The 21068-nt window shown below is 74.0% G+C and carries 15 protein-coding genes; 11 read left to right on the top strand and 4 right to left on the bottom strand.

Annotated features, from left to right (window positions below; all coding sequences use genetic code 11):
• Positions 1-90 precede the first annotated feature (90 nt).
• Together AB0H83_RS24710 and AB0H83_RS24705 are read left to right on the top strand one after the other, a co-directional pair.
• Positions 91-771 carry a response regulator transcription factor gene (locus tag AB0H83_RS24710; protein WP_360098255.1) on the top strand — a complete coding sequence of 227 codons (681 nt, stop codon included), beginning with the start codon at positions 91-93 and terminating at the stop codon, positions 769-771.
• Positions 772-968: 197 nt separating this feature from the next.
• Positions 969-3719, top strand: coding sequence for an AAA family ATPase (locus AB0H83_RS24705; protein ID WP_360098253.1), 2751 nt, complete (start codon positions 969-971; stop codon positions 3717-3719).
• Here AB0H83_RS24705 and AB0H83_RS24700 read toward each other — a convergent pair.
• Both AB0H83_RS24700 and AB0H83_RS24695 read right to left on the bottom strand, forming a co-directional pair.
• Positions 3716-6472: a LuxR C-terminal-related transcriptional regulator gene (locus tag AB0H83_RS24700; RefSeq protein WP_360098251.1), complete on the bottom strand. Its 2757-nt coding sequence runs from the start codon at positions 6470-6472 to the stop codon at positions 3716-3718. The genes AB0H83_RS24705 and AB0H83_RS24700 overlap by 4 nt on opposite strands.
• 286 nt (positions 6473-6758) lie before the next feature.
• Positions 6759-6977 carry a DUF5988 family protein gene (locus AB0H83_RS24695; protein WP_360098249.1) on the bottom strand — a complete coding sequence of 73 codons (219 nt, stop codon included), beginning with the start codon at positions 6975-6977 and terminating at the stop codon, positions 6759-6761.
• Positions 6978-7155: 178 nt separating this feature from the next.
• Here AB0H83_RS24695 and AB0H83_RS24690 point away from each other — a divergent pair, with 178 nt between their 5' ends.
• The 7 genes from AB0H83_RS24690 (at position 7156) to AB0H83_RS24660 (ending at position 15154) form a co-directional block, all read left to right on the top strand.
• A complete protein-coding gene (locus AB0H83_RS24690) occupies positions 7156-7977 on the top strand; it encodes an alpha/beta fold hydrolase (RefSeq protein WP_360098247.1) in 822 nt (273 codons plus the stop codon).
• Positions 7970-8683 (top strand): 4'-phosphopantetheinyl transferase superfamily protein, encoded by a 714-nt coding sequence (locus AB0H83_RS24685; RefSeq protein ID WP_360098245.1) that lies wholly within the window; start codon positions 7970-7972, stop codon positions 8681-8683. Before AB0H83_RS24690 ends, AB0H83_RS24685 begins: the two co-directional genes overlap by 8 nt.
• A 30-nt stretch (positions 8684-8713) precedes the next feature.
• The gene (locus AB0H83_RS24680; protein ID WP_360098243.1) at positions 8714-9223 is read left to right on the top strand and encodes an SRPBCC family protein; all 510 of its coding nucleotides are present in this window, start codon (positions 8714-8716) and stop codon (positions 9221-9223) included.
• Positions 9224-9298: 75 nt separating this feature from the next.
• A complete protein-coding gene (locus tag AB0H83_RS24675) occupies positions 9299-11395 on the top strand; it encodes an MMPL family transporter (RefSeq protein ID WP_360098241.1) in 2097 nt (698 codons plus the stop codon).
• A 32-nt stretch (positions 11396-11427) separates the two neighbouring features.
• On the top strand, positions 11428-13347 hold the full coding sequence (locus tag AB0H83_RS24670) for an HAD-IIIC family phosphatase (protein ID WP_360098239.1): 1920 nt from the start codon (positions 11428-11430) through the stop codon (positions 13345-13347).
• Positions 13344-13571: an acyl carrier protein gene (locus AB0H83_RS24665; protein ID WP_360098237.1), complete on the top strand. Its 228-nt coding sequence runs from the start codon at positions 13344-13346 to the stop codon at positions 13569-13571. The genes AB0H83_RS24670 and AB0H83_RS24665 overlap by 4 nt, the downstream gene beginning before the upstream one ends.
• A gap of 80 nt (positions 13572-13651) precedes the next feature.
• On the top strand, positions 13652-15154 hold the full coding sequence (locus AB0H83_RS24660; RefSeq protein WP_360098235.1) for a DHA2 family efflux MFS transporter permease subunit: 1503 nt from the start codon (positions 13652-13654) through the stop codon (positions 15152-15154).
• Between the two features lie 229 nt (positions 15155-15383).
• Here the strand turns inward: AB0H83_RS24660 and AB0H83_RS24655 are convergent, their stop codons facing one another.
• Both AB0H83_RS24655 and AB0H83_RS24650 read right to left on the bottom strand, forming a co-directional pair.
• Entirely contained in the window at positions 15384-18014 is a 2631-nt protein-coding gene (locus tag AB0H83_RS24655; RefSeq protein ID WP_360098233.1) for a BTAD domain-containing putative transcriptional regulator, read from the bottom strand.
• A 5-nt stretch (positions 18015-18019) separates the two neighbouring features.
• Positions 18020-18937 (bottom strand): AfsA-related hotdog domain-containing protein, encoded by a 918-nt coding sequence (locus AB0H83_RS24650; protein ID WP_360098231.1) that lies wholly within the window; start codon positions 18935-18937, stop codon positions 18020-18022.
• A gap of 231 nt (positions 18938-19168) precedes the next feature.
• On the opposite strand from AB0H83_RS24650, the gene AB0H83_RS24645 reads away from it, so the two are divergent.
• Together AB0H83_RS24645 and AB0H83_RS24640 are read left to right on the top strand one after the other, a co-directional pair.
• On the top strand, positions 19169-20206 hold the full coding sequence (locus AB0H83_RS24645) for a ketoacyl-ACP synthase III family protein (RefSeq protein WP_360098229.1): 1038 nt from the start codon (positions 19169-19171) through the stop codon (positions 20204-20206).
• Positions 20190-21032 (top strand): FkbM family methyltransferase, encoded by an 843-nt coding sequence (locus tag AB0H83_RS24640; protein ID WP_360098227.1) that lies wholly within the window; start codon positions 20190-20192, stop codon positions 21030-21032. The genes AB0H83_RS24645 and AB0H83_RS24640 overlap by 17 nt, the downstream gene beginning before the upstream one ends.
• Positions 21033-21068: the final 36 nt, after the last annotated feature.

The following is a 21068-nucleotide window of genomic DNA, read 5'->3' as shown; positions in this document are numbered from 1 at the left end:
AGGCCGGATGCCGCCGGTCGTAGGGGCGGCTAGGGGTGTGGATCTGCTTGTGCCGCGCCATACGCTCGGCGGCAGAGAGGAGGTGGCGCGATGCAGTCGCCGCCCTTACGCATTCTTCTGGTCGAGGACATTGCGGTGGTCCGTGAGGCGCTCGCCGCCTTGCTGCACTCGCATCCCGACCTTCACGTGATCGCCCGGGACGGCGGTGGCGTCGTGGTCGTGCCGGTCGCCGTGCGCGCCCGCACCGGCGTCGGCGCCGACACCGCCGAACTCGCCGGTGCCAGCGGGCTGTCGGCGGCGATCGCGCTGCACCAGCAGCACCCGGACCGCCCGACGCTGATCCTGTCGGGATCGGACGGGGCGGCCGCCGGAGACGGCGTCGCCGGTCTGCTGCTGCACGCCGCGCCGGCGGACGACCTGGCCGGGGCGGTGCTGGCGGTGGCCGACCGGGGACGGTCGCGGGCGGCGGCGAGCGCCGTCGTGGCGCGGGCGACCGAGCGTGCCCTGGCCGCAGCGGCCGGGCGCGACGGTGAGTCCCACCCGGCCGGTGACGCCGCCGGCTCCGATGGGCAGTGCCCGCTGTCGCCGCGTGAGCTGGAGGTGTTGCGGCGCACGGCGCACGGGGAGTCGGTGCGGGAGATCGCCGGCAGCCTGCACCTCGCCGTCGGCACGGTCCGCAACCATCTCACCGCGATCGGCACGAAGCTGCGCGCCCGCACGCGCGTGGATTCCGTGCGCATCGCCCGTACCGCCGGATGGATAGCGGGCTGACCGCGGGACCGAATTGACGCGCGAAGAAACTTACATGCGTCATTGTTTCAATATCGAGGCTGGTCACTTCCGATTTGTCAAGATTGCAGATATGGATGGAAGTGGATGTTAGGGGTTTGCCGGAAGCATCGTTGTGCGATAATGGCTGCGCGCCTGATTCGGCTCATCGGATGACGTCGCCCATGGGGAGCAGCACGATGCCGCTGACAGCTCGGGATCCGGTCGAGCGCAGCAGCCTCTTCGACGAGCTCCGCGCGGTGTATGACGCCTGCGCCGAGAGTGGCCGCGGCCGCATCGTCCTGCTCGGCGGCCCGGTCGGCACCGGCAAGACCGAGGTGCTGCGCATGTTCGTCGACAGTGTCCGCAACCGGGGTGGCGTAGTGCTGGCCGCCAGCGCCTCGGAGTCCGAGCGCACCCTGCCACTGGGCGTCCTGGAGCAGCTGCTGGACCGTCCCGGCATGCCGGCGGACGTGGTGGCCCGGGGCGCGGCCTTGACCGACGGGCAGCAGCCGCCGTGGCGCACCTACCTGTCCCGCCAGTCCGACCCGGGCGGCACCGTCGTGGACGACTTGTGCGACAGCCTGCTCCAGCTGGCCACTCCGCTGCCGCTGGTGGTCGCCGTCGACGACGCCCACCAGGCCGACCAGCCGTCGCTGCGCTGCCTGCACCGCCTCGCCCAGCGGCTGCCCGGTGCCGCGGTCCTCATCGTGCTGGTCGAGTCCACCACCGCCGCGGGCACCGGGCCGGTGGCGGCCGCGAGCTCCCCGGAGGCGGCACAGCACGCCGGGGGCGCGGGGATCCCGGCGGGCGCGGTGGCGCTCGGCGGTCCGTGGCCGGCGGAGGTGGACGTCAGCCGGTTCGAGATCGCGCCGCTCACTGTCGACGGCGTCGCCGAGCTGCTGCGCCGCCGCGAGGGGGCCCGCGCGGTCGGCGCCGCCGGTTTCCACCACGCCGTCACCGGCGGCAACCTGGTGCTGCTGCACGCGGTGCTGGAGGACCGCCGGGCGGTCGGCGCCGGCACCGACGACATGGTGATCGGTGACAACTTCGCCGAGGCCGTCACCAGTTGCCTGTTCCGCTGCGATCCGACGACCCTGCAGGTCGCCCGCGCCACCGCAGTGCTGCGCGAACCGGCCCGGCCGGCCGTCCTCGCCCGCCTGCTGGAGCTCGACGAGGCCGTCGTCCAGCGGGCGCTGCTGCTGCTCACCGGCGGTGGCCTGCTCGACGGCGCCGGCCGCTTCCGCCACCCGATCGGGCGGTCCGCCGCATTGGGCAGCATGGCGCAGTGGGAGCGGACCGAGCTGTCCCAGCGGGTCGGGCACCTGCATGCCGGCGGCGGGACCGCCGAGACCGTCGAGGTCGCCGAGCAGCTGGTCGAGGCCGGCCGGCGCAGCGGCGACTGGATGCCGCCGGTGCTGCGCGAGGCCGCCGAGCGGTCCCTCGCCGACGGTGACCTGGACCGGGCCCGCTCGCTGCTGCGTGCCGCCGCCAGCCTCAAGATGGATGAGCGGCAGCGCGCCGAGATCGCCGCGACGCAGGCCAACCTGCGCTGGCGCACCAACCCGGGCGAGGTGCTGCAGCACGTGCCGGAGCTGCTCGCCGACATCCGGGCCGGCCGCCTGACCGGCCGGGCCGCCGTCACCACGCTGCTGTACCTGCTGTGGCACGGCCAGCTCGACGAGGCCCTCGACATCCTGCCGCAGGTCGTCGCGGTCAGCGCCGACATCCCCTCGGCACAGCGGCTGCTCAAGCCCACCCTCACGGCGCTGGCGTTCATGTACCCGGGCGGCGCACGCCGGCTGGCCGACCAGGCCGGCGCGGTCACCGACCTGCTCGCCGCCGCCGGGTCCGTGCTGCGCGACTGTGCCCCCGACGGCGACACGTTCGGGCTGACGTTCGCCGCGCTGTACACGTCGTCGTTCACGGCGGACGGCTGGCAGGACCCGTGGGAGCCGCAGGTGCCGGCCAGCGACCTGCCGGTGTGGCAGGCACTCACCGAGGCCGTGGCCGCCGAGCGGGCGTTGCGCCGCGGTGACCTGGCGGCCGCCACCGACCACGCCCGGCGCGGGCTGAGCGAGCTCGGTGTCGACGGCTGGGGGGTCGCCGTCGGCTGGCCGATCTCGGTGCTGGTCTGCGCGGCGAGCGAGGCCGGCGACCACACCGCGGCCGCCGGGTTCCTCAGCATGCCCGTGCCGGCCGGGATGTTCTCCACGCCGTTCGGTCTGCGGTACCTGATGGCGCGCGGCCGGCACCACTTCGCCACCGACCGCGTGCACGCCGCCCTCAACGACTTCTACGCCGGCAGCGAGACCGCCGCGGCGTGGCATCTGGACCTGCCGGAGCTGATGCCGTGGCGCACGGAACTGGCCCGGGCCTACGTCAAGCTCGACCGTGTCGGCCCGAGCCAGGACCTGATCCGCCAGCAGCTGGAGGGGCTCACCGAAGGCCAGACCCGGCTGCGTGGCGCGGCGCTGCGGGTCCTCGCCGCGACGCTCGACCCGCAGGCCCGGGTGCCGGCCCTGAAGCACGCCGTCGACCTGCTGCAGGCAGCCGGTGACCAGCTGGAGAAGGCCCGCGCGCTCGCCGACCTCGGCGCCGCGTACCAGCGCACCGGCCGGGTGGAGTTGGCGCGCACCACGCTACGCGCCGCCGAGCAGCAGGCCCGGCTGTGCGGTGCCCTGCCGGACACGCCGAAGGGCCGCCCGCTGCCCGCCGAGCCGGCGGCCGAGGCCGACCACCCCGACGCCGCCCAGCTCACCGATGCCGAGCGGCGGGTGGCCGCGCTGGCGGTCAAGGGCTACACCAACCGGGAGATAGCGCAGCGACTGTTCCTGACCGTGAGCACCGTGGAGCAGCATCTCACCCGGGTGTACCGCAAACTGCACGTCGTGCGCCGCCGTGAGCTGCCGGCCTGGCTGCGCGTCGGGGTCTTCGACGACCCGGACTAACAGCCGGTGCGGCGCAGGTCGGGGGGCAGTTCCAGCAGCTCGGCCCGGCCGCGGACACCGAGCTTGCGGTAGATGCGGGTCAGGTGCTGCTCCACGGTGCTCACGGTGACGTTGAGCTGCTGGGAGATCTGCCGGTTGGTGCGGCCCTGCACCGCCAGCGTCGCCACGCGCATCTCCGCGTCGCTCAGGTCGGTCGGCGACCCGTTCGCCGGCCCGGATCCGTTGCCGTCGAACGGTTCCCCGGCCGGTTCGCCGGCGGCGTTGAACCGGTCGAACATCCGCATCATCAGCCGCGCCTGGGTTTCGTCGCCGAGCGCGTGCAGCGCCTCGCTCAGGTCGGCGAACGCGCGGACCAGCTCGAGCCGGTCACCGCTGGCCTGCAGCTGATCGATGGCGGTGCGCAGCAGTGCCGGCCGCTCGGTCAGGTCGGAGGCGGCGGCGAGAATGCGGGTGGTGATGCCGCGGGTACGCGTGTTGTCGGGCCCCAGCCGGCTCAGCTGGTCCTGAGCCAGCTCCTGGGCCCGGTGCCGGTCGCCGAGGGCCAGTCGCGCCTCGGCCAGGTCCCCGCGCCACGGCAGGGCCGTCGGGGTGTCCCGCCGCCAGCGCTGGCACAGGTCGCGGCAGCGCTCGAAGTCGGCGGCGGCGTCCTGCGCATGGCCGAGCGCGAGCCGGTGATGGCCGCGGGCCCGCAGGTACTGCAGCCCGATCGGGGTGCGGAACATTGCCTCCGGCACCGGGATGCGCAGCAGGGCGGCGGTCTCCTCGTGCGCGCCGCGCCGCGTGTACGCGAGGCTCAGCGCCGACAGGGGCAGCCCGAGCATCACGCCCCACCCGTCGATCGGCAGGAGCGCCAGCGCCCGGCGGCCGTCGAGCTCGGCGCCGGCCAGGTCTCCCTGGCGCAGGCAGATCGTCGCCCGCATCGCGCTGAACAGCGCGGACCAGGTCGAGGTGCGGCGGGCCTGCGCGCTCTGCTGCAGCGTGTCGGACCATGACTTCGCCCGGTCGAGGCGTTCGGCGAGCAGCAGCAGCTCCAGGGAAACCCATACGGGTCCGAACGTCGTCTCGTCCAAAGGGGACAGTCGCAGGATCCGCTCGGCGTCGGCGACGAGCCGCTCCGGCCGGGAGCGCAGCAGCGTCTCGACCACGCCGACCGCCTGCTGGTAGGCCCGGCGCAGGGTGGACACCGCGATGCGTGACTGCGGCGGCTCCGCTTCGGCATCGGTGGGCTTGGACACCTCGGGGTACAGGTAGTGCAGCTGTGCGACGGTGCTGTAGAGCGCCATCACGGTGTCCGGGGAGTCGTCGGTGGTGTCGGTGCCGACGAACCGGCCGAGGACCTCGATGGCCTCGTCGACCTTGCCGAGCCAGAGCAGGAACAGCACCAGCTCCAGCGCGGCCCGGCTGCTGAGCCGGCCCTGCCGGTCGGCGGCGAGCAGGGCCGCGACGCCGGCCCGGCCGCCGGACGGGTCCACCCGCCAGTGTGCCCGGACCTGCTGGAGCTGGATGGCGACCCGCTCGTCGTCGGTCGTGCACCACTCGTCGGCCAGCAGCAGGCACTCCAGCGCGAAGCGCGGGTCGTCCTGGTCGGCGGCCTGCCGGGCGGCGGTGAGCAGCACCGGCAGCCGCCACGGCTCGCCGGGCGGCATCGTCTCCAGCAACCGCCGGGCGGCGACCAGCTGCCGCGCGGTCGCGGCGGCGCGGGCGCCCGCCTCGTGCAGGACGGCCGCGGCGCGTTCGTGCAGCGCGGCGAGCTCCTCCGGCAGCATCGACTCCAGGACGGTGGCCCGGGTCCGCGGGTGACGGAACCGGCCCTCGACGGTCAGCCCGGTCTCGTCGGCCTCCTGCATGGTGCGGGTGGCCGACCACACGTCGGTGTCGATGAGGTCGCCCAGGACGGCCAGTTCGGCCGGCTCGTCGAGCACGGCGAGCGCCCGGACCAGCTTGACCAGCCGGGGGGCGCTGCGGTGCAGGCAGGTGAGCACGGCGCGGCCGAACGCCTCGCCGGCGACGGCCTGGCCGCCGTCGTTGCGGCTGTCCTCCAGCAGGGCGGCGAGCAGTTGCGGGCTGCCGCCGCAGATGCGCAGGTGGTCGGCGACCAGCTCGGCGGCGGGCGCCTGGCCGTCCGGGCCGGTGAGCAGCGCCGCGACGGCGTCGGCGGTCAGCGGGCGCAGGCGCAGGCGGTGGCAGTAGGGCAGGCTCTGCACCTCGGCGCGGAAGCGCGGGTCGAGGACCCGGCGTCCGGCGGATTCGGTGAGCACCACCAGGATCGGGGCGCGGTGCAGGCGGCGCACGAGGTACAGCAGGAACTGCAGCGACCCTTCGTCGGCGAGGTCCACGTCGTCGACGCCGATGAGCGCCGGCGTGGTGGCGGCCACCCGCAGCACCAGGTCCGCGAGGCCTTTCCGGGACCTGGGGGACAGTTCGCCGGGTGCGGGGCCGGCGAGGAAGTTGTCCGGTTCGGGTCCCGGCTCCAGCAGTCGCAGCGCATCGGCAAGGTGTTCGGCAGGTAATTCGCCACCGGTGAGTAATCGCCGGAGCAGACCGAGCGGGGTCGCGCGGCCCGCGCCGCCCGCCGCGGCCACAAGGGTCAGGACGCCCTGGCCGCGGGCCTGCCGCGCAATGCCCTGCAACGCCTCGGTTTTGCCGGCTCCGGCCGCCCCGCCGAGCAGGACGACCTTACCGTTACCGCCGACGCTGCTGACGAGGGCGGCCTGCAGTACGCCGTCATGGTCGCCGATCCCAGGCCCACCCATCCCGTTCCCCTCAGGAAATTGGTGCTGCGAGTGCACAAATCGCCAGGAGAACGCATCTCCCGTTATCGATTTCGCGACGGCAGCTAAGATCTACAACGGGGAATGGGTGGTGTCAATTGCGGCGGTAAAAGCCGACCGAACAGTGGATTGGGTGGATGCCGGACGGTGGACACGAAAGATCATGAGTGGCGCAAATCGGCAGGTATTTATCATCCCGTTCATCACACCGACCCTCGCCCGCCATCATGCTGTGGCTGGGCAAGGGTCGGCGGTCAGGCGGCCGTGGTCACTCGGCCACCTTGGTCCGCGTGGTCCAGCGGAACACCGGCTGGTCCGGCGGCGGCACCGCCGTCTCGATGAGCTCGAAGTGCTCGTGTCCGCCGCGGTGCGGAATCTTGATCTTGCTTAATCCGCTCGTCCACTGCACGCTCATCGTCTGCGGCAGCGTTGCCGGGCCCCCTTCGAGGACCACGACGACGGTGCTGTCGTAACCGTTGTCGGTCATCGCTGTGCCTCCGTCCATCTGTGATGTTCGCCAATGCGTCTGCGCAGGGCTCCGGCACGGCGGCCGGGTCTTCCCCAGTGTCGACGCGTCCGCTAAAGGCCGCCCAAATCCCGGATTGCGGTGCCCTGGCGGGTATCCCGGAAGCTGTTACGGTCAATTCGACCAAGGGGAGGCCGAGATGACCGTTGATACGCCGCGGCTCGCCGCCGCGCCGTTGCGACCGCGCACACCCGCGGTGCTGCGGCCGAGGCCGGTCGACGCGCCGGTGCTCCGGCTCGTCGGGTTCCCGCACGCGGGGGGCTCCGCGGCCGGCTACCACCCGCTCGGCCGGCTCCTGCCGCCGGACTGGGACCTGCTCCTGCTGGACCTGCCGGGCCGCGGCCAGCGGCACGCCCAGCCGAGCCTGCGCTCGATGGCCGAGGTGCTGCTGTGCGCGCTGAGCGACCTGCGGCCGTGGCTGGACGGCACGCCGCTGGCGCTGTTCGGGCACAGCTACGGTGCGGTCCTCGCCTACGAGGTCGCGCTGACCCTGCAGGACCTCGGCCACCCGCCGGTCTGGCTCGGCGTCTCCGGCCGCGTCGCGCCCGGCGCCACCGCCGGTGGCCTCGCCCGGCTGTACGAGCTGGACGACCGGCGCCTCACCGACCAGCTCGTCGCGCTCGGCGGGCTGCCGCCGGCCCTCGCCGAGGTGCCCGAGCTGCTGGAGCGGTTCCTCGGCCCGGTCCGCGACGACCTGCGGGTGCTGGACAGCTACCGGCCGCGGCCGAGCCGGCCCCGGCTGTCCTGCCCGATCACCGCCCTGTGCGGCACCGCCGACCCGCTCGCCCCGGCCGCCGGACTGCCCGCGTGGCAGGACGAGACGACCGCCCGCTTCCGGCTGCGGATGTTCCCCGGCGGCCACTTCTACCTGCTGGGTGACGGCCTGCCGGGTTTCGCCGCGGCGATCACCGCCGACACCGATGCCGCCGTGATCGCCGATGTCGGCGGCCCCGGTGGCTGAGCACGACCGGCCCAACCTGCTCGACCTGGTCCTGCCGGCGGGCGTGGTGTGCGCCGAGTCGTTCGGCGACCCGCCCGAGGCGACGCTCCTGCCGCAGGAGGAGCAGGTCGTCGCCGGCGCCGTGCCGAAGCGGGTCCGGGAGTTCACCACGGTCCGGCACTGCGCCCGGGCCGCCCTACGGGGGCTGGGCCACCCACCCGCGCCGATCCTGCCGGGTGAGCGCTCCGCGCCGCGGTGGCCCGCCGGGGTGGTCGGCAGCATGACCCACTGCGACGGCTTCCGCGGCGCCGCCGTGGCCGACGCCGCCAGGTTCGCGGCGATCGGCGTGGACGCCGAGCCGCACGGCCCGCTGCCCGACGGCGTGTTCGGCCTCGTCGCGGTGCCGACCGAGCGGGCCCGCCACGGCGCGCTGCGGGCCTTGCGCCCCGAACTGCACTGGGACCGGCTGCTGTTCTGCGTGAAGGAAGCCGTCTACAAGGCGTGGTTCCCGCTGACCGGTCGCTGGCTCGGCTTCGAGGACGCCGACGTCACCTTCGACCCGGCCGGCACGTTCCATGCCCGGCTGCTCGTGCCGGACGCCCCGTTCGCCGGGATGCGCGGACGGTACGCGGTCGCCGGCGGGTTCGCGCTGGCCGGGGTCGCCGTCGAGCACGCCGCTCCGCCCGCGGTGCGCAGCGGACGCATGGCCGCGCACCTCGCTCGGTAGACTCGTGCGCAACTACGAAGGGCGGGCCGGATGCCGTTGCCGATCGTCGGAAACCTGTTCTACAGCGGTCCACCGCTGCACGTCCTGCACGACGACTACGCCAAACAGGGCCGCATCGACGACCAGGCGCCGGTCGTGGCCGCCGCCGAGGTCGACGTCGACGCCTCGCCCGCCGCGGTGTGGCGGTTGCTCAGCGACGTGGCCGCATGGCCGTCCTGGAACACCGATATCAAGTCGGTGACCCTCGACCCGGCGGTCGCCGTCGACGCCGCGTTCCACTGGAAGAACGGCGGCTCCAGCATCAGGTCCAGGTTCGCGGTCGTTGCCCCGGAGCGGGAGCTGACCTGGACCGGGGTGAGCGTCGGCATCCGCGCCGTGCACCGCAACACCCTGGAGCAGCTGCCCGGCGGCGCGGTGCGGCTGCGCAGCGAGGAGAGCATGGCCGCGCCGCTCGTCGGGGTGCTCTACCCGAGCCGGGCCCTGCAGCGCTCCCTGCAGAAGTGGGTCGACCTGCTCAAGAGCACCGCCGAAGCCGCCTAAGGCACCCTTTAGCGCCCACCCGGAGACTCACCCCCAGCCGGCCTGCCGCCGGCGGTCACGGTGAGCGGAGGGGTGATGGGCGCGATTGTCCGAGCTGTCTGCGGGCGGCGGACCAAATGGCTGACGCTGGCCGTGTGGATCGTCGTCGTGGGCGGGCTGGGCGGGCTGGGCAGCAAGCTCGCCGAGGTCCAGAAGAACGACATCTCGGCCTGGCTGCCCGCCGGCGCCGAGTCGACCCGGGCGCTGACGATCCTGCAGCGGCTGCAGCCCGACCACACGGTCGAGGCGCAGATCGTCTACGTGCGCGCCGGTGGGCTGACCGCGGCGGACAAGGCCAAGGTCGACGCCGACGCGCGCGCCTTCGCCTCGGTGCCGGGCGTGCGCGGGACCGTCGGCACGCCCGAGGCCTCCCCGGACGGCGCGGCGGTGCAGGTACGCGTGCCGGTGGAGCTGCCGAAGACCGGGTGGGACCAGGTCAAGACGACCGCCGACGAGCTGCGCGGCATCGCCGCCACCGGCCCCGCCGGGCTGAGCGTGCACATCGCCGGGCAGGCCGGCTACACCGCCGACCAGGCCGCCGCCTACGGCGGGATCGACGGGGTGCTGCTCGCCGTCGCCGCACTCGTCGTCATCGTGCTGCTCCTGCTGACCTACCGCAGCCCGGTGCTGTGGCTGTTGCCGCTGGCCGCCGTCTCGGTCGGGCTCATGGTCTCCCAGGGGCTCATCTACCTGCTGGCCCGTGACGCCGGGCTGACCATCGACGCGCAGGGGTCGGCAGTGCTCACCGTCATCGTGTTCGGCGTCGGCACCGACTACGCCCTGCTGCTCATCGCCCGCTACCGCGAGGAACTGCGCCGGCACGAGGACCGGCACGAGGCGATGGCGGTCGCGTTGCGGCGGGCCGGGTCCGCGGTCGTCGCCAGCGCCGCCACCGTGGCCGCCGGCATGTTGTGCCTGATGTTCGCGCAGATGCGCTCGACGAAGGGCCTCGGCCCGGTCGTCGCGATCGGCGTCGCGGTCACCGTGGTGGCCATGCTGACCCTGCTGCCGGCCCTGCTCACCGCCTGCGGCCGCTGGGTGTTCTGGCCGGTCCGACCGGTGCACGGCGCACCCGAGCCGACCGGTGGCGGTGCCTGGCACCGGCTCGGCACCTGGATCTCGGGCCGGGCCCGGACCGTCTGGCTGGTGTCCGCGGTGCTCCTTGCCATCGCCGCGCTCGGCGCGGCCGACCTGCGCCTCGGCGGGCTCAGCAACGAGGACACGTTCGTCGACCGGCCCGACTCGGTCGTCGGCCAGCGGGTCATCGAGGAGCACTACGCCGCCGGCGTCGGCGACCCCGCGCTCGTCGTGGCCCGCGCCGGGCAGGCGGAGCAGGTCCGTGCGGCGGCGGCCGGCGTCGACGGGGTGGCCGCGGCCGCCGCAGGGCCGGTGACCTCCGACGGCTGGGTGCTGGTCACCGCCGTGCTGCGCGACCCGTCGGACAGTGCCGCGGCCCGCGAGGCGATCGGCCGGCTGCGCGCCGCGGTGCACGCGGTGCCCGGCGCCGGCGCGCTCGTCGGCGGGGACACCGCGGTCCGCCTCGACATCGCCGACGCGTCCCGGTCGGACAACCGGCTGATCATCCCGCTGGTGCTGCTGGTGGTGTTCGGCATCCTCGCCGGGCTGCTGCGGTCGCTGCTGGCGCCGTTGCTGCTGATGGCCACGGTGGTGCTGTCCTTCGGCGCCGCCCTCGGCGTCAGCGCGCTGGTGTTCGACCACGTCTTCGGCTTCGGCGGGCAGGACACCCTGTACCTGCTGTTCGTCTTCGTCTTCCTGGTCGCCCTGGGCATCGACTACAACATCTTCCTGATGACCCGGGTGCACGAGGAGGCGCCGGTCGCCGGCACCCGCGCGGGCGTCGTGGCCGGGCTGGCCGCGACCGGCGGGGTGATCACCTCGGCGGGTCTGGTGCTGGCCGGCACGTTCGCGGCGCTGGGCACCCTGCCGGCGGTGTCGTTCGTCGAGATCGGGTTCACCGTCGCCTTCGGCGTCCTGCTCGACACGTTCCTGGTGCGCACGGCACTGGTCCCGGCCCTCGCCATCGACATCGGCCGGGCGATCTGGTGGCCCAGCGCGCTCGCCCGCGCCCCCAAGAAGGAGCCGGAGCCGACCCCCGCGCCGGTCTCGGTCTGACCCCAGCCAACCCCTGTAGGAGGACGATCCCTGTGACTGCCGTGCTCGAGGAGACGCCGCTCGCCAGGCTCCGGGCCCTGCACAACGAGGGCCGCATCGCCGCGGAGTACCGCACGGTGCCGGCGCTGCTCGCCGAGATGACCGACCCGATCGACCTGACCCGCGCCGGGCAGGTGCTGTCGCGGACCGACGTGTGCGACATCCTCGCCGCCGGCGGCGCGACCGACGCCGACACGGTGACCGTGGCCATCACCGGTCACGCCACCCTCGGCACCCTGGTCGCCCCGCTCACCGCCCAGTTCGCCCGGCACGGGCTGCTGCTGCGCCCGCACGTCAGCGACTTCGACGCGTACATCCGTGATCTGCAGGACCCCGGCAGCGAGGTGTATGCCAGCGGCGCCGACCTGGTGCTGTGCGTGCTGGACGCGCAGATCGTCTTCGACGAGCTCGCGCCGGGCTGGACCGCGCAGGACGTCGCCGCGGTCGCCAACGCGAAACTGGCCCTGCTGGAGCGGCTGGTCACCGGCTACACCGAGCGGGCGGCCGGCCGGCTGGTGCTCAACACCGTGCCGCTGCAGCGCATCCACACCGCGCAGCTGGTCGACCTGCGCTCCCGGGCGGTGCTCGGGATGGCCTGGCGGCAGTTCAACATCGGGCTGCTCGCCCTGGCCGAGCGGCACGCCCGGGTCTCGGTGGTGGACCTCGACCCGGTCCTGGCCGAGGGCGTGCCCGTGCACGAGCCGAGGATGGCGGTGTACGCCAAGGCACATCTCGGCGACGACCTGCTGTCCGGCTACGCACGGGAGGTCGCGCACCTGGCGCGCACCGTGCGCGGCCGGGGGAAGAAGGTGCTGGTCCTGGACCTGGACAACACGGTGTGGGGCGGCGTCCTCGGCGACGACGGCCCGGACGGCATCGAGGTCGCGACGACGTTCCGCGGTGAGGCGTTCGGCCGGTTCCAGCGGACCGTGAAGCAGCTCGCCTCGCAGGGTGTGGTCCTCGCGATCAGCAGCAAGAACGACCAGGAGCCGGTGCTCGCCGCGCTGCGCGAGCACCCTGACATGGTCCTGCGGGAGAGCGACTTCGCGCGGGTCAACGCCAACTGGAACGCCAAGGACGTCAACCTCCGCGACATCGCGGGCGTGCTCAACCTCGGCCTGGACAGCATGGTCTTCGTCGACGACTCCCCGTTCGAGCGCGGGCTGGTCGCCCAGGCGCTGCCCGAGGTGACCCTGGTCGCCGTCGACGAGGAGCCGGCGCTGCACGTGGAGCGGCTGCTCGCGGACGGCTGGTTCGACGCGCTGGAGCTCACCGACGAGGACCGAGCGCGCGGCAGCCAGTACCGGGCCGAGGGCGCCCGGCAGGAGCTGCTGGACGGCAGCGGCTCCCTCGCCGACTACCTCGACCAGCTCGGCGTGCAGGTGACCGTCTCCCGGGTCGGCGCCGCCGAGGTGGCCCGGGTGGCCCAGCTGACCCTGCGCACCAACCAGTTCAACCTGACCACCGAGCGGCTCGACCAGGCCGACGTGCAGCAGCGGGTCGACGACCCGGCGCACCTGGTGCTCGCGATCCGCTCGGGTGACCGGTTCGGCGACAACGGGGTCGTCGGCGCGGTCTTCGCCCACCGCGGTGCCGACGCGCTGCACATCGACAACGTCCTGCTCAGCTGCCGGGTCTTCGCCCGGGGGATCGAGCAGGCGGCGCTGGCGGAGGTGCTGCGCTTCGCGCGGGACACCGGCATCGCGACCGTGCACGCCACGTACCGCCCGACCAAGAAGAACACGAAGGTGCGCGACTTCTACCCGTCGCTCGGCTTCGAAACGGTCGGCGACGACGCCGGCAGCCTGTCGTTCCGTCGTGAGCTGACCGACCTGCCCGGCGTGCCGGGCCACCTCACGCTCCAATCCGACCTCGGCACCGAGGCCGCCACCCCCGAAAGGATCCCGGCATGATCACCGAGACCGACTTCATCCGGATCGTGCGCGACGAGCTCGCGCTGCCGCTGGCCAAGCAGGACCTGGAGGGCGACCTCGACGGCGTCGTCAGCTGGGACTCACTGCACATGCTGCGCCTCGTCGCGGCGGTCGAGCGGGAGACCGGCAAGCGCATGCTGATCGGCAGCCTGCTGACCGAGCGCAGCCTGCGCGGCATCTACTCGAAGGTCGCCGCGGCCTGACCCGCCGGTCGCCGGCCGGTGCCGCGGGCGCACCCGATGCCCGCGGCCCGGCCCGGCCACCAGTCCCGAGGAGGACACTCGTGAGCATTGTCGACGACGCGGCCCGGATCGATCCGGCCGCCGCCCCCGCGGCATCGGACCGGCGGCGCTGGTGGGCGCTGCTGGTCATCTCGTTCGCCCAGTTCATGATCGTCATCGATGCGACGGTCGTCAACGTCATGCTGCCCCAGCTGCGCGCCGACCTCGGCCTCACGGCCACCGGTATGCAGTGGGTGATGAGCTCCTACGTGCTGCTCTTCGGCGGGCTGCTGCTGCTCGGCGGCAGGCTCACCGACATCCTGGGCCGTCGCCGCGTCTTCATCGGCGGCCTGGCCCTGTTCACCGCCGGGTCGGTGCTCGCGGCCGTGGCCGGTGGCGAGGCGACGCTGCTGGCCGCCCGCGCCGTGCAGGGCATCGGCGGCGCCGCGATCGCCCCCGCCACGCTGTCGATCCTGGTCACCACCTTCGCCGAGGGCAAGGAGCGCAACAAGGCGTTCGGCATCTGGGGCACGGTCATCGGCGTCGGCGCGTCCATCGGCACGCTGCTCGGCGGTGCCGTGGTCAACGTCGGCTGGCGCTGGGCGTTCTACATCAACATCCCCGTCGGGGTCCTGCTGGTCCTCGGCGCGCTGCTGCTGGTCAGCGGTGCCCGCCCGACCGGCCCCCGCCCACCCGCGGACACCGCCGGCGCGCTCACCGCGACCGGTGGCATGCTGCTGGTGGTGTACGCCATCGTCAGCGTCACCACCAACGGCTGGACCGACCCGGTGACGCTGGCCGCGGCCGCGGGCGGGATCGCGCTGCTCGGGGTGTTCCTGCGCATCGAACGCTCCACCGCGGCGCCGCTGCTGCCGTTGCGGCTGTTCCGCCAGCGCGGCGTGGTGGCGGGCAGTCTCGGCGAGTTCCTGACCGCCGGCATCATGCTGCCGTCGTTCTTCCTGCTGCCGCTGTACATGCAGACGGTGCTCGGCTACAGCCCGCTGAAGACGGGCCTGGCGTACATCCCGACCAGCCTGGCCCTGATGATCGTCGCGCCGGTGCTGCTCCAGCTCATCGGCCGGACCGGGCCCCGCGCCCTGTACCTCATCGGCACCGTCCTGCTCGGCGCGATGCTGGTGCTGCTGCTGGACACACCGCTGCAGGCCAACTACTGGACGGTGCTGCTGCCGGTCACCACGCTGCTCGGCGCGGGTCTGGTCTTCTGCCTCGTGCCGACGCCGGTGGTGGGCACGTCCCAGGCGACCGGCGACGACGCCGGCGCGACCTCCGCGGTGCTCAACACGGCGACGCAGGTCGGCGCCGCGTTCGGGCTGGCGGTCATCGCCACGGTCGTGCAGGACCGCGTCGCCACCCTGGTGGCCCGGGGCGTGGACCCGATCGAGGCGCTGAACTCGGCGCTGCACCGAGGCTTCGCGGTGCTCGGCGTGTGGGTCGTGCTGAGCTTCGCCGTCGGGCTGGTCGGCTTCCGCGGCCTGCGCGGCACGTCGGAACAGCCCGCCGCCGCGAGCGTGGAGGAGGCCCGGCCGGAAGCGACCGCGGCCTGACGCGGCACGGACCGCGGGCGACCGCCTGACGCGGCACGGACCGCGGGCGACCGGCTGACGCGGCACGGACCGCGGGCGACCGCCTGACGCGGCACGGACCGCGGGCGACCGGCTGACGTGACACGGACCGCGGGCGGCTGGCGTCGCCCGCGGTCCGCGCGGCCGTCGGGACTGCCCCGATCCACGCGGCCGTCGCGGGGCTGCCCGCGGTCTGCGTGGCTGCCGGGCGTCAGGCCGCGCCGAACATCCAGACCCCCGGGCGCATCTCGATCGCGGCCGCGAGCCCGCCACGGCCCGGCTCCCGGCGGATGCGGTCGGCGACCCGGTGCGCGAACTCGCGCCAGCGCGGGTCGCCGAGCTGGTCGGCGGCCCGGCCGCACTCGGCGAAGCGGTGCAGGGCCGCGTCCCGCTCACCGCGGCGCAGCTCCACCAGGGCGAGCCCGCGCAGGGCGTCGGTCGCGCCGCGGACGTCCCCGTCGGCCCGGCACAGGATGAGGCCCTGGGCGTACAGGCGGCGCGCCTGATCGCCGAGCCCGCGCTCCAGCGAGACGTCGGCCAGCCCGATGAGACTGTGCGCCTCGACCGGCCGGCAGCCGGACGACCTCGCCCAGCTGTGCGCCCGCTCGAACGCGGCGGTCGCCTCGGGGACCTGCCGGCGTTGCCAGGCGAGCTCGCCCAGGGACAGTTCGGCGACGGCCTCGGCGGTGCCGTTGCCGGCCCGGCGGGCCGCGTCCAGGGCCAGGCCGATGACCTCGCCCCAGTCGTCCCAGCCGGCGCTGATCTGGAAGTAGCCGCTGAGCGCGTCGGCGAGGCGCCACACCAGCGGCCAGAGCCCGGCCGCGTGCGCCCGCCGCACGGCGGTGACCAGCCCGGCCGCCTCCAGGTCGAACCAGCGCAGCGGCTCGTCCCCGACCACCCCGGCCGCGGTGTCCGGCGCCAGCGGCGCCGGGTCGCCGAGGAGCTCCAGGGCCCGGCCGGGGGTGAGCAGCGCGTCGGCGTGCCGGGCGAGGCCGGTCGCGGTGCGGCACCAGCGTTCGACGGCGGCGGCGCGCACGTCCGCGGGCTCCTCAGCGAGCAGCTCCACCGCCAGCGCGCGCAGCAGGACGTGGAAGCCGAAACGGCCGGGCCGGCCGACCACGGAGCGGTGCTCGAGCAGCTGGGCGTGCACCAGCTCGGTGATCGCCTGCTCGGCGTCGTCGGCCGCCGCGCCGAGCAGCGCCGCCGCGGTCCAGGCCGCGAAGTCCTGTGCCGGCGCCACGCCCAGCAGCCGCATCGCCCGCTGCGCCGCCGGACTGACCTCGCGGTAGCCGGCGAGCAGGTTGGACCGCACGTCGATGTCGCCGACGGTCAGCAGGCTCAGCCGGGCCGGCTCGTCGGTGAGCCGCCGGGCCAGGGTCGCCGCCGTCCACTGTGGACGCATGGCCAGGCTCGCCCCGGCGACCCGCAGTGCCAGCGGCAGGTAGCCGCACTGCCGGGCGATGTGGGCGGCGGCGCGCCGGTCGGCGGCGACGCGTTCCCCGCCGGTCGCGGCCAGCAGCTCGTAGGCGGCGGCCTGGTCCAGCACCGGCAGGACCACGTGCCGCGCGCCCTCGATGGCGGTGAGGATGCGCCGCCCTGTGATGAGGACCGTGCACTCGCCGGTGGCGGCGAGAATCCCGCGGATCTGGCGCTCGGTGACGACGTCGTCCAGGACGATCAGCAGCCGCCGGCCGGAGATGACCCGTTGCAGCGTGACGAGCAGCCCGTCCAAGTCGCCGCCGAAGTCACCGCCGAGGTCGTGCCCGGCGCCCGGCGGGAACGCCCGCAGCAGCCGCTGCACCGACTGGGCCGCGTCCAGGGGCGCCCCCTCGCTGCTGCGCAGGCTGACGAAGAGCCGCCCGTCACGGAAGCGGTCGCTGAGCCGGTGCGCGAGCGCCAGCACGAACGCGGTCTTGCCCACCCCTGCTTTGCCGGCGATGCTCAGCACCCGTGCCGTGCGGGGACCGCCGTCACCGAGCAGCGCCACGGCCCGGGCCAGCTCGGCGTCGCGGCCGACGAAGTCGGCGACCGGCCGGGGCAGCCACACGATCGGCTCGGGCGGGCGGGCGCCACCGCCGCCGCGCCAGTCCAGGCCCGGGTCGAAGCGCAGGATCCGCTGATGCAGCTCGCGCAGGTCGGCGCCCGGGTCGGTGCCGAGCTCGTCGGCGAGGCGGCGGCGGACCCGGCCGAACACCCGCAGCGCGTCGGCCTGCCGGCCGCTGCGGTGCAGCGCGAGCATGAGCTGGGCGTGCAGCCGCTCCCGCAGCTGGTGCTCGTCGGCCAGCGGCAGCAGCTCGGCGATGATCTCGCGGTGGTGGCCCAGCTGCAGCTCGGCCGCGAACAGGTGCTCCAGCGCGTCCAGCTGCAGCTCCTGCAGCCGGGCGGCGGCGGACATGAGCACCGGGCCGTGCGGGATGTCGGCGAGCGGCGGGCCGGACCACAGCGCTGTCGCCGCGCGCAGCAGCCGCGCCGCCTCGGCGTGGTCGCGCCGCTGCAGCGCGGCGCGGCCGTCGCGGCGCAGCGTCTCGAACCGGGTCAGGTCGACCTCGTCCGGGCCGACCTGCATCACGTACCCGGGGGCGCGGGTGACGATCGGCCCGCCGGCCGCCGGCTCCAGCAGCTTGCGCAGCTGCGAGACGTACACGTGCAGGGTGGTCGTCGCGGTGCGCGGCGGGTGCTCGCCCCACAGCTCCTCGATGAGGCAGTCCGCGGAGACCACGTCGCCGGCCCGGATGAGCAGGGTCGCCGCCACCACCCGCAGCTTCGCCGCGGACGGGGTGCGTTCACCGAGCCGGACCGGGCCCAGCAACCGGTAGCGTGCGGCGGTGGTCTCGGGCGCCACCGGGATCAGCCGTCTTCCAGGACGGTGACCGACGCGGTGCCCAGCGGCGTGCCGGTCTGGGTGAAGCACAGCTCGACCGGCACGACCGGCTGGCCGTCGCGGTTGCGGGTGGCCGTGCCCGGCCTGGCGGTGCACCGTACGGTGGCCTCGCCGGCGACGGCGGCGGTGAACCGGCCCGACCACAGTGTCACGGTGCAGTGCCCGGAGGCGAAGCCGCGCAGCCGGCCCGCGGTGAGGATGGCGGCCTGCCGCCCCGCCTCGAGCAGGTCGCCGTCCGGCGTGTCCCGCCACGGTGCGGCGCTTCCCGCGGCGGTACCGGCGAGATCCAGGCGCAGTTCGTCGTCCTCACCCCGGGCGGACTGCCCGACGAGCACGTTGCGCGCGTCGGAGCGGCCGACGGCGTGCGGCGACAGCAGCCGGAACCGGCCCCGTCCCGGCGCGCCGGGTGCCGGTTCGCCGTCCGGCAGCGGGAACGCGACCTCCAGCCGGGCGCTGCCGCAGGGCACCGCGCCGATGGCGATGGTGGCCCGGCACAGCAGCGCCGAGGGCACCGTGCCGCTGCCCGGGTCCGCGGCCCGGACCCGCAGGTCGACGGTCGCGTGTGAGGGGCCTGCGGCGGTCCGCCACGGCGGCAGGCTGGTGATCCCGGCCTCGAAACGGCCGAAGACGGCCGGCCGGTCGGCGGGCACCCGGAAGTAGCCGTGCCCGATGAACACCACCGCCTCGCGCAGTGCCTCGGCGAGGAACAGCGGGTCGTGCCGCTTGCCCGGGCCGTCGTTGTACAGCGGGTGTGCCGAGGGCAGCTCGGCCGACAGCGCGAAACCGTGCTCCTGCGCCCCGGCGGTGTCGGCGAAGGTCCCGGTGGCCGATGACGCGCGGTGCACCAGTCGCCGCAGGACCGGCATGCGATTCGTGGTGTGCATTCTTCATCCCACCCGTGTATGTATCACGCCGACCGTGAATTCTTCATTTTCGCTGCATCGTTCTTATACAGGTGTCAATGAGGCTCTGCGGGCAAGAATACTATCGACGTTGATCGCATACAGGGGCCTTGTGTCCGCTATGGACCTTATTTTTGCGGGACGCAAGGCACGCTTTAGCGAGCCGAACCAAGGTGACGGGGTCAGCTCAACCGATCGCAGTGGAGGCACCTGATGCGCTGGGAAAACGTGTACGTGGCCGGGCTCGGCGCGTACCTGCCGCGGGAGGCGGTGAAGGCGGACGACGCGGTCGCCGCCGGCCTGTACGACGCGGGGGAGCACGAGGCCAACGGCATCCGCGAGGTTCGCATCGCCGGTGAGGGCGAGGCCCCGGCGGAGATGGCCGCCGCGGCCGGCCGCCAGGCCGTGCAGCGCTCCGGGCACGCGCCGGAGGACTTCGGGCTGGTCCTGCACGCCTGCTGCGCCCACCAGGGCCAGGACTTCTGGACCCCGGCGTCGTTCGTGCAGCGGGAGGCGGGGGCCGGCACCGGCGCCGCCATCGAGATCCGGCAGGGTTCCAACGGCGGCCCCGCCGCGCTCGAGCTCGCCGCGTCGTGGATCACGTCGCGTCCGGACGCCCCGGCCGCGCTCATCACCACCGGTGACTCGTTCAAGCTGCCGTACTTCGACCGCTGGACGACCGACGACCAGCAGATCTACGGTGACGGCGCCGGCGCGGTCGTGCTGTCGACCCGGGGTGGCTTCGCCAAGCTGCGCTCCACCGCGAGCGTCGGCGACCCGTCCCTGGAGCCGATCTACCGCGGCGACGACGCGTGGAACGACGCGCCGTTCTACAACGGCAAGCCCGGCGACATGCGCGCCCGCAAGCACGCGTACCTGATGCAGAACCCGAACGGCTACGAGGAGGCCATCGAGCGGATCGGCCGCAACTTCGGCGGCGTGCTGCACCGCGCGCTGACCGACGCTGACACGACGCTGCCGGACACCCAGTGGTTCGTGCACGCCAACGTCGGCCAGACCGTCGCCGACTGGGGCTTCTACGGCCAGCTCGGCCTCGACCCGAAGCAGACCACCTACGAGTGGGGCAAGGACTACGGCCACATGGGCGCGGGCGACCAGCTCATCGGCCTCAACCACCTGATCGAGACCGGCCGGCCCAAGCCGGGCGACCTGATCGTCACCGTCGGCGCCGGCATCGGCTTCATGTGGACGGTCGCCGTCCTGGAGGTCGTCGATGTCCCCCAGTGGTGAGACCGCGACGCTCGCACCGCCCGCCGGGGTCGCCGGCCCCGACGACTTCGTCCTGCCCAACGGCCTGGTCGTGGCCCACCAGCGGGCCTACGAGACGAACTACCTGTACGACGAGATCTTCGCCCGCAACTGCTACCTGCAGCACGGCATCACCCTGCCGCCCGGGGCGGTCGTGCTCGACATCGGCGCGAACATCGGCATGTTCAGCATGTTCGTCGCCCAGCGGTGCCCGGACGCCACGATCCACGCGGTCGAGCCGGCCCCGGCGCTGATCGGCGTGCTGCGCACCAACCTGGCCCGGCACACGCCGGGTGGCGTCGCGCACCACTGCGGCGTGTCCGCCCAGGACGGCTCGATGCAGTTCACCTACTACCCCAACTCGTCGGTCTTCTCCGGGTTCCACGCCGACACCGCGATCGACCGGGCCGTGCTGCGCAAGGTCATCGAGAACGCGGCGGAGGAGAGCGGCGAGACCGAGCCGGTGCCCGACTTCCTGCTCGACGACCTGCTGGAGAACCGGCTGCACGCCGAGCGGCACGAGATCGCGACGCGATCGGTGAGCTCCCTGATCGCCGAGTGCGGCCTGGAGCGCGTCGACCTGCTGAAGATCGACGCGGAGCGCAGCGAGCTGGCCGCGCTCGACGGGATCACCGACGAGGACTGGGCCAAGGTCCGCCAGGTGGCGCTGGAGTCGCACGGCGGCACCGCCGAGCACAGCCTGCTGGCCGAGATCCTGCGCCGGCGCGGCTTCGACGTCGTGGTGGACACCTACGGCCCGCTGCGCGACACCGGCTTCGCCAACATCTTCGCCCGTCGCGCCGACTGACGCCCGCACGCCGCGAACCGCCGGCCGGCCCGTCCG

It is taken from the genome of Dactylosporangium sp. NPDC050688 (assembly GCF_040654515.1).
GTDB lineage: Bacteria > Actinomycetota > Actinomycetes > Mycobacteriales > Micromonosporaceae > Dactylosporangium.
This window is presented reverse-complemented; position numbering and strand designations above follow the sequence as displayed.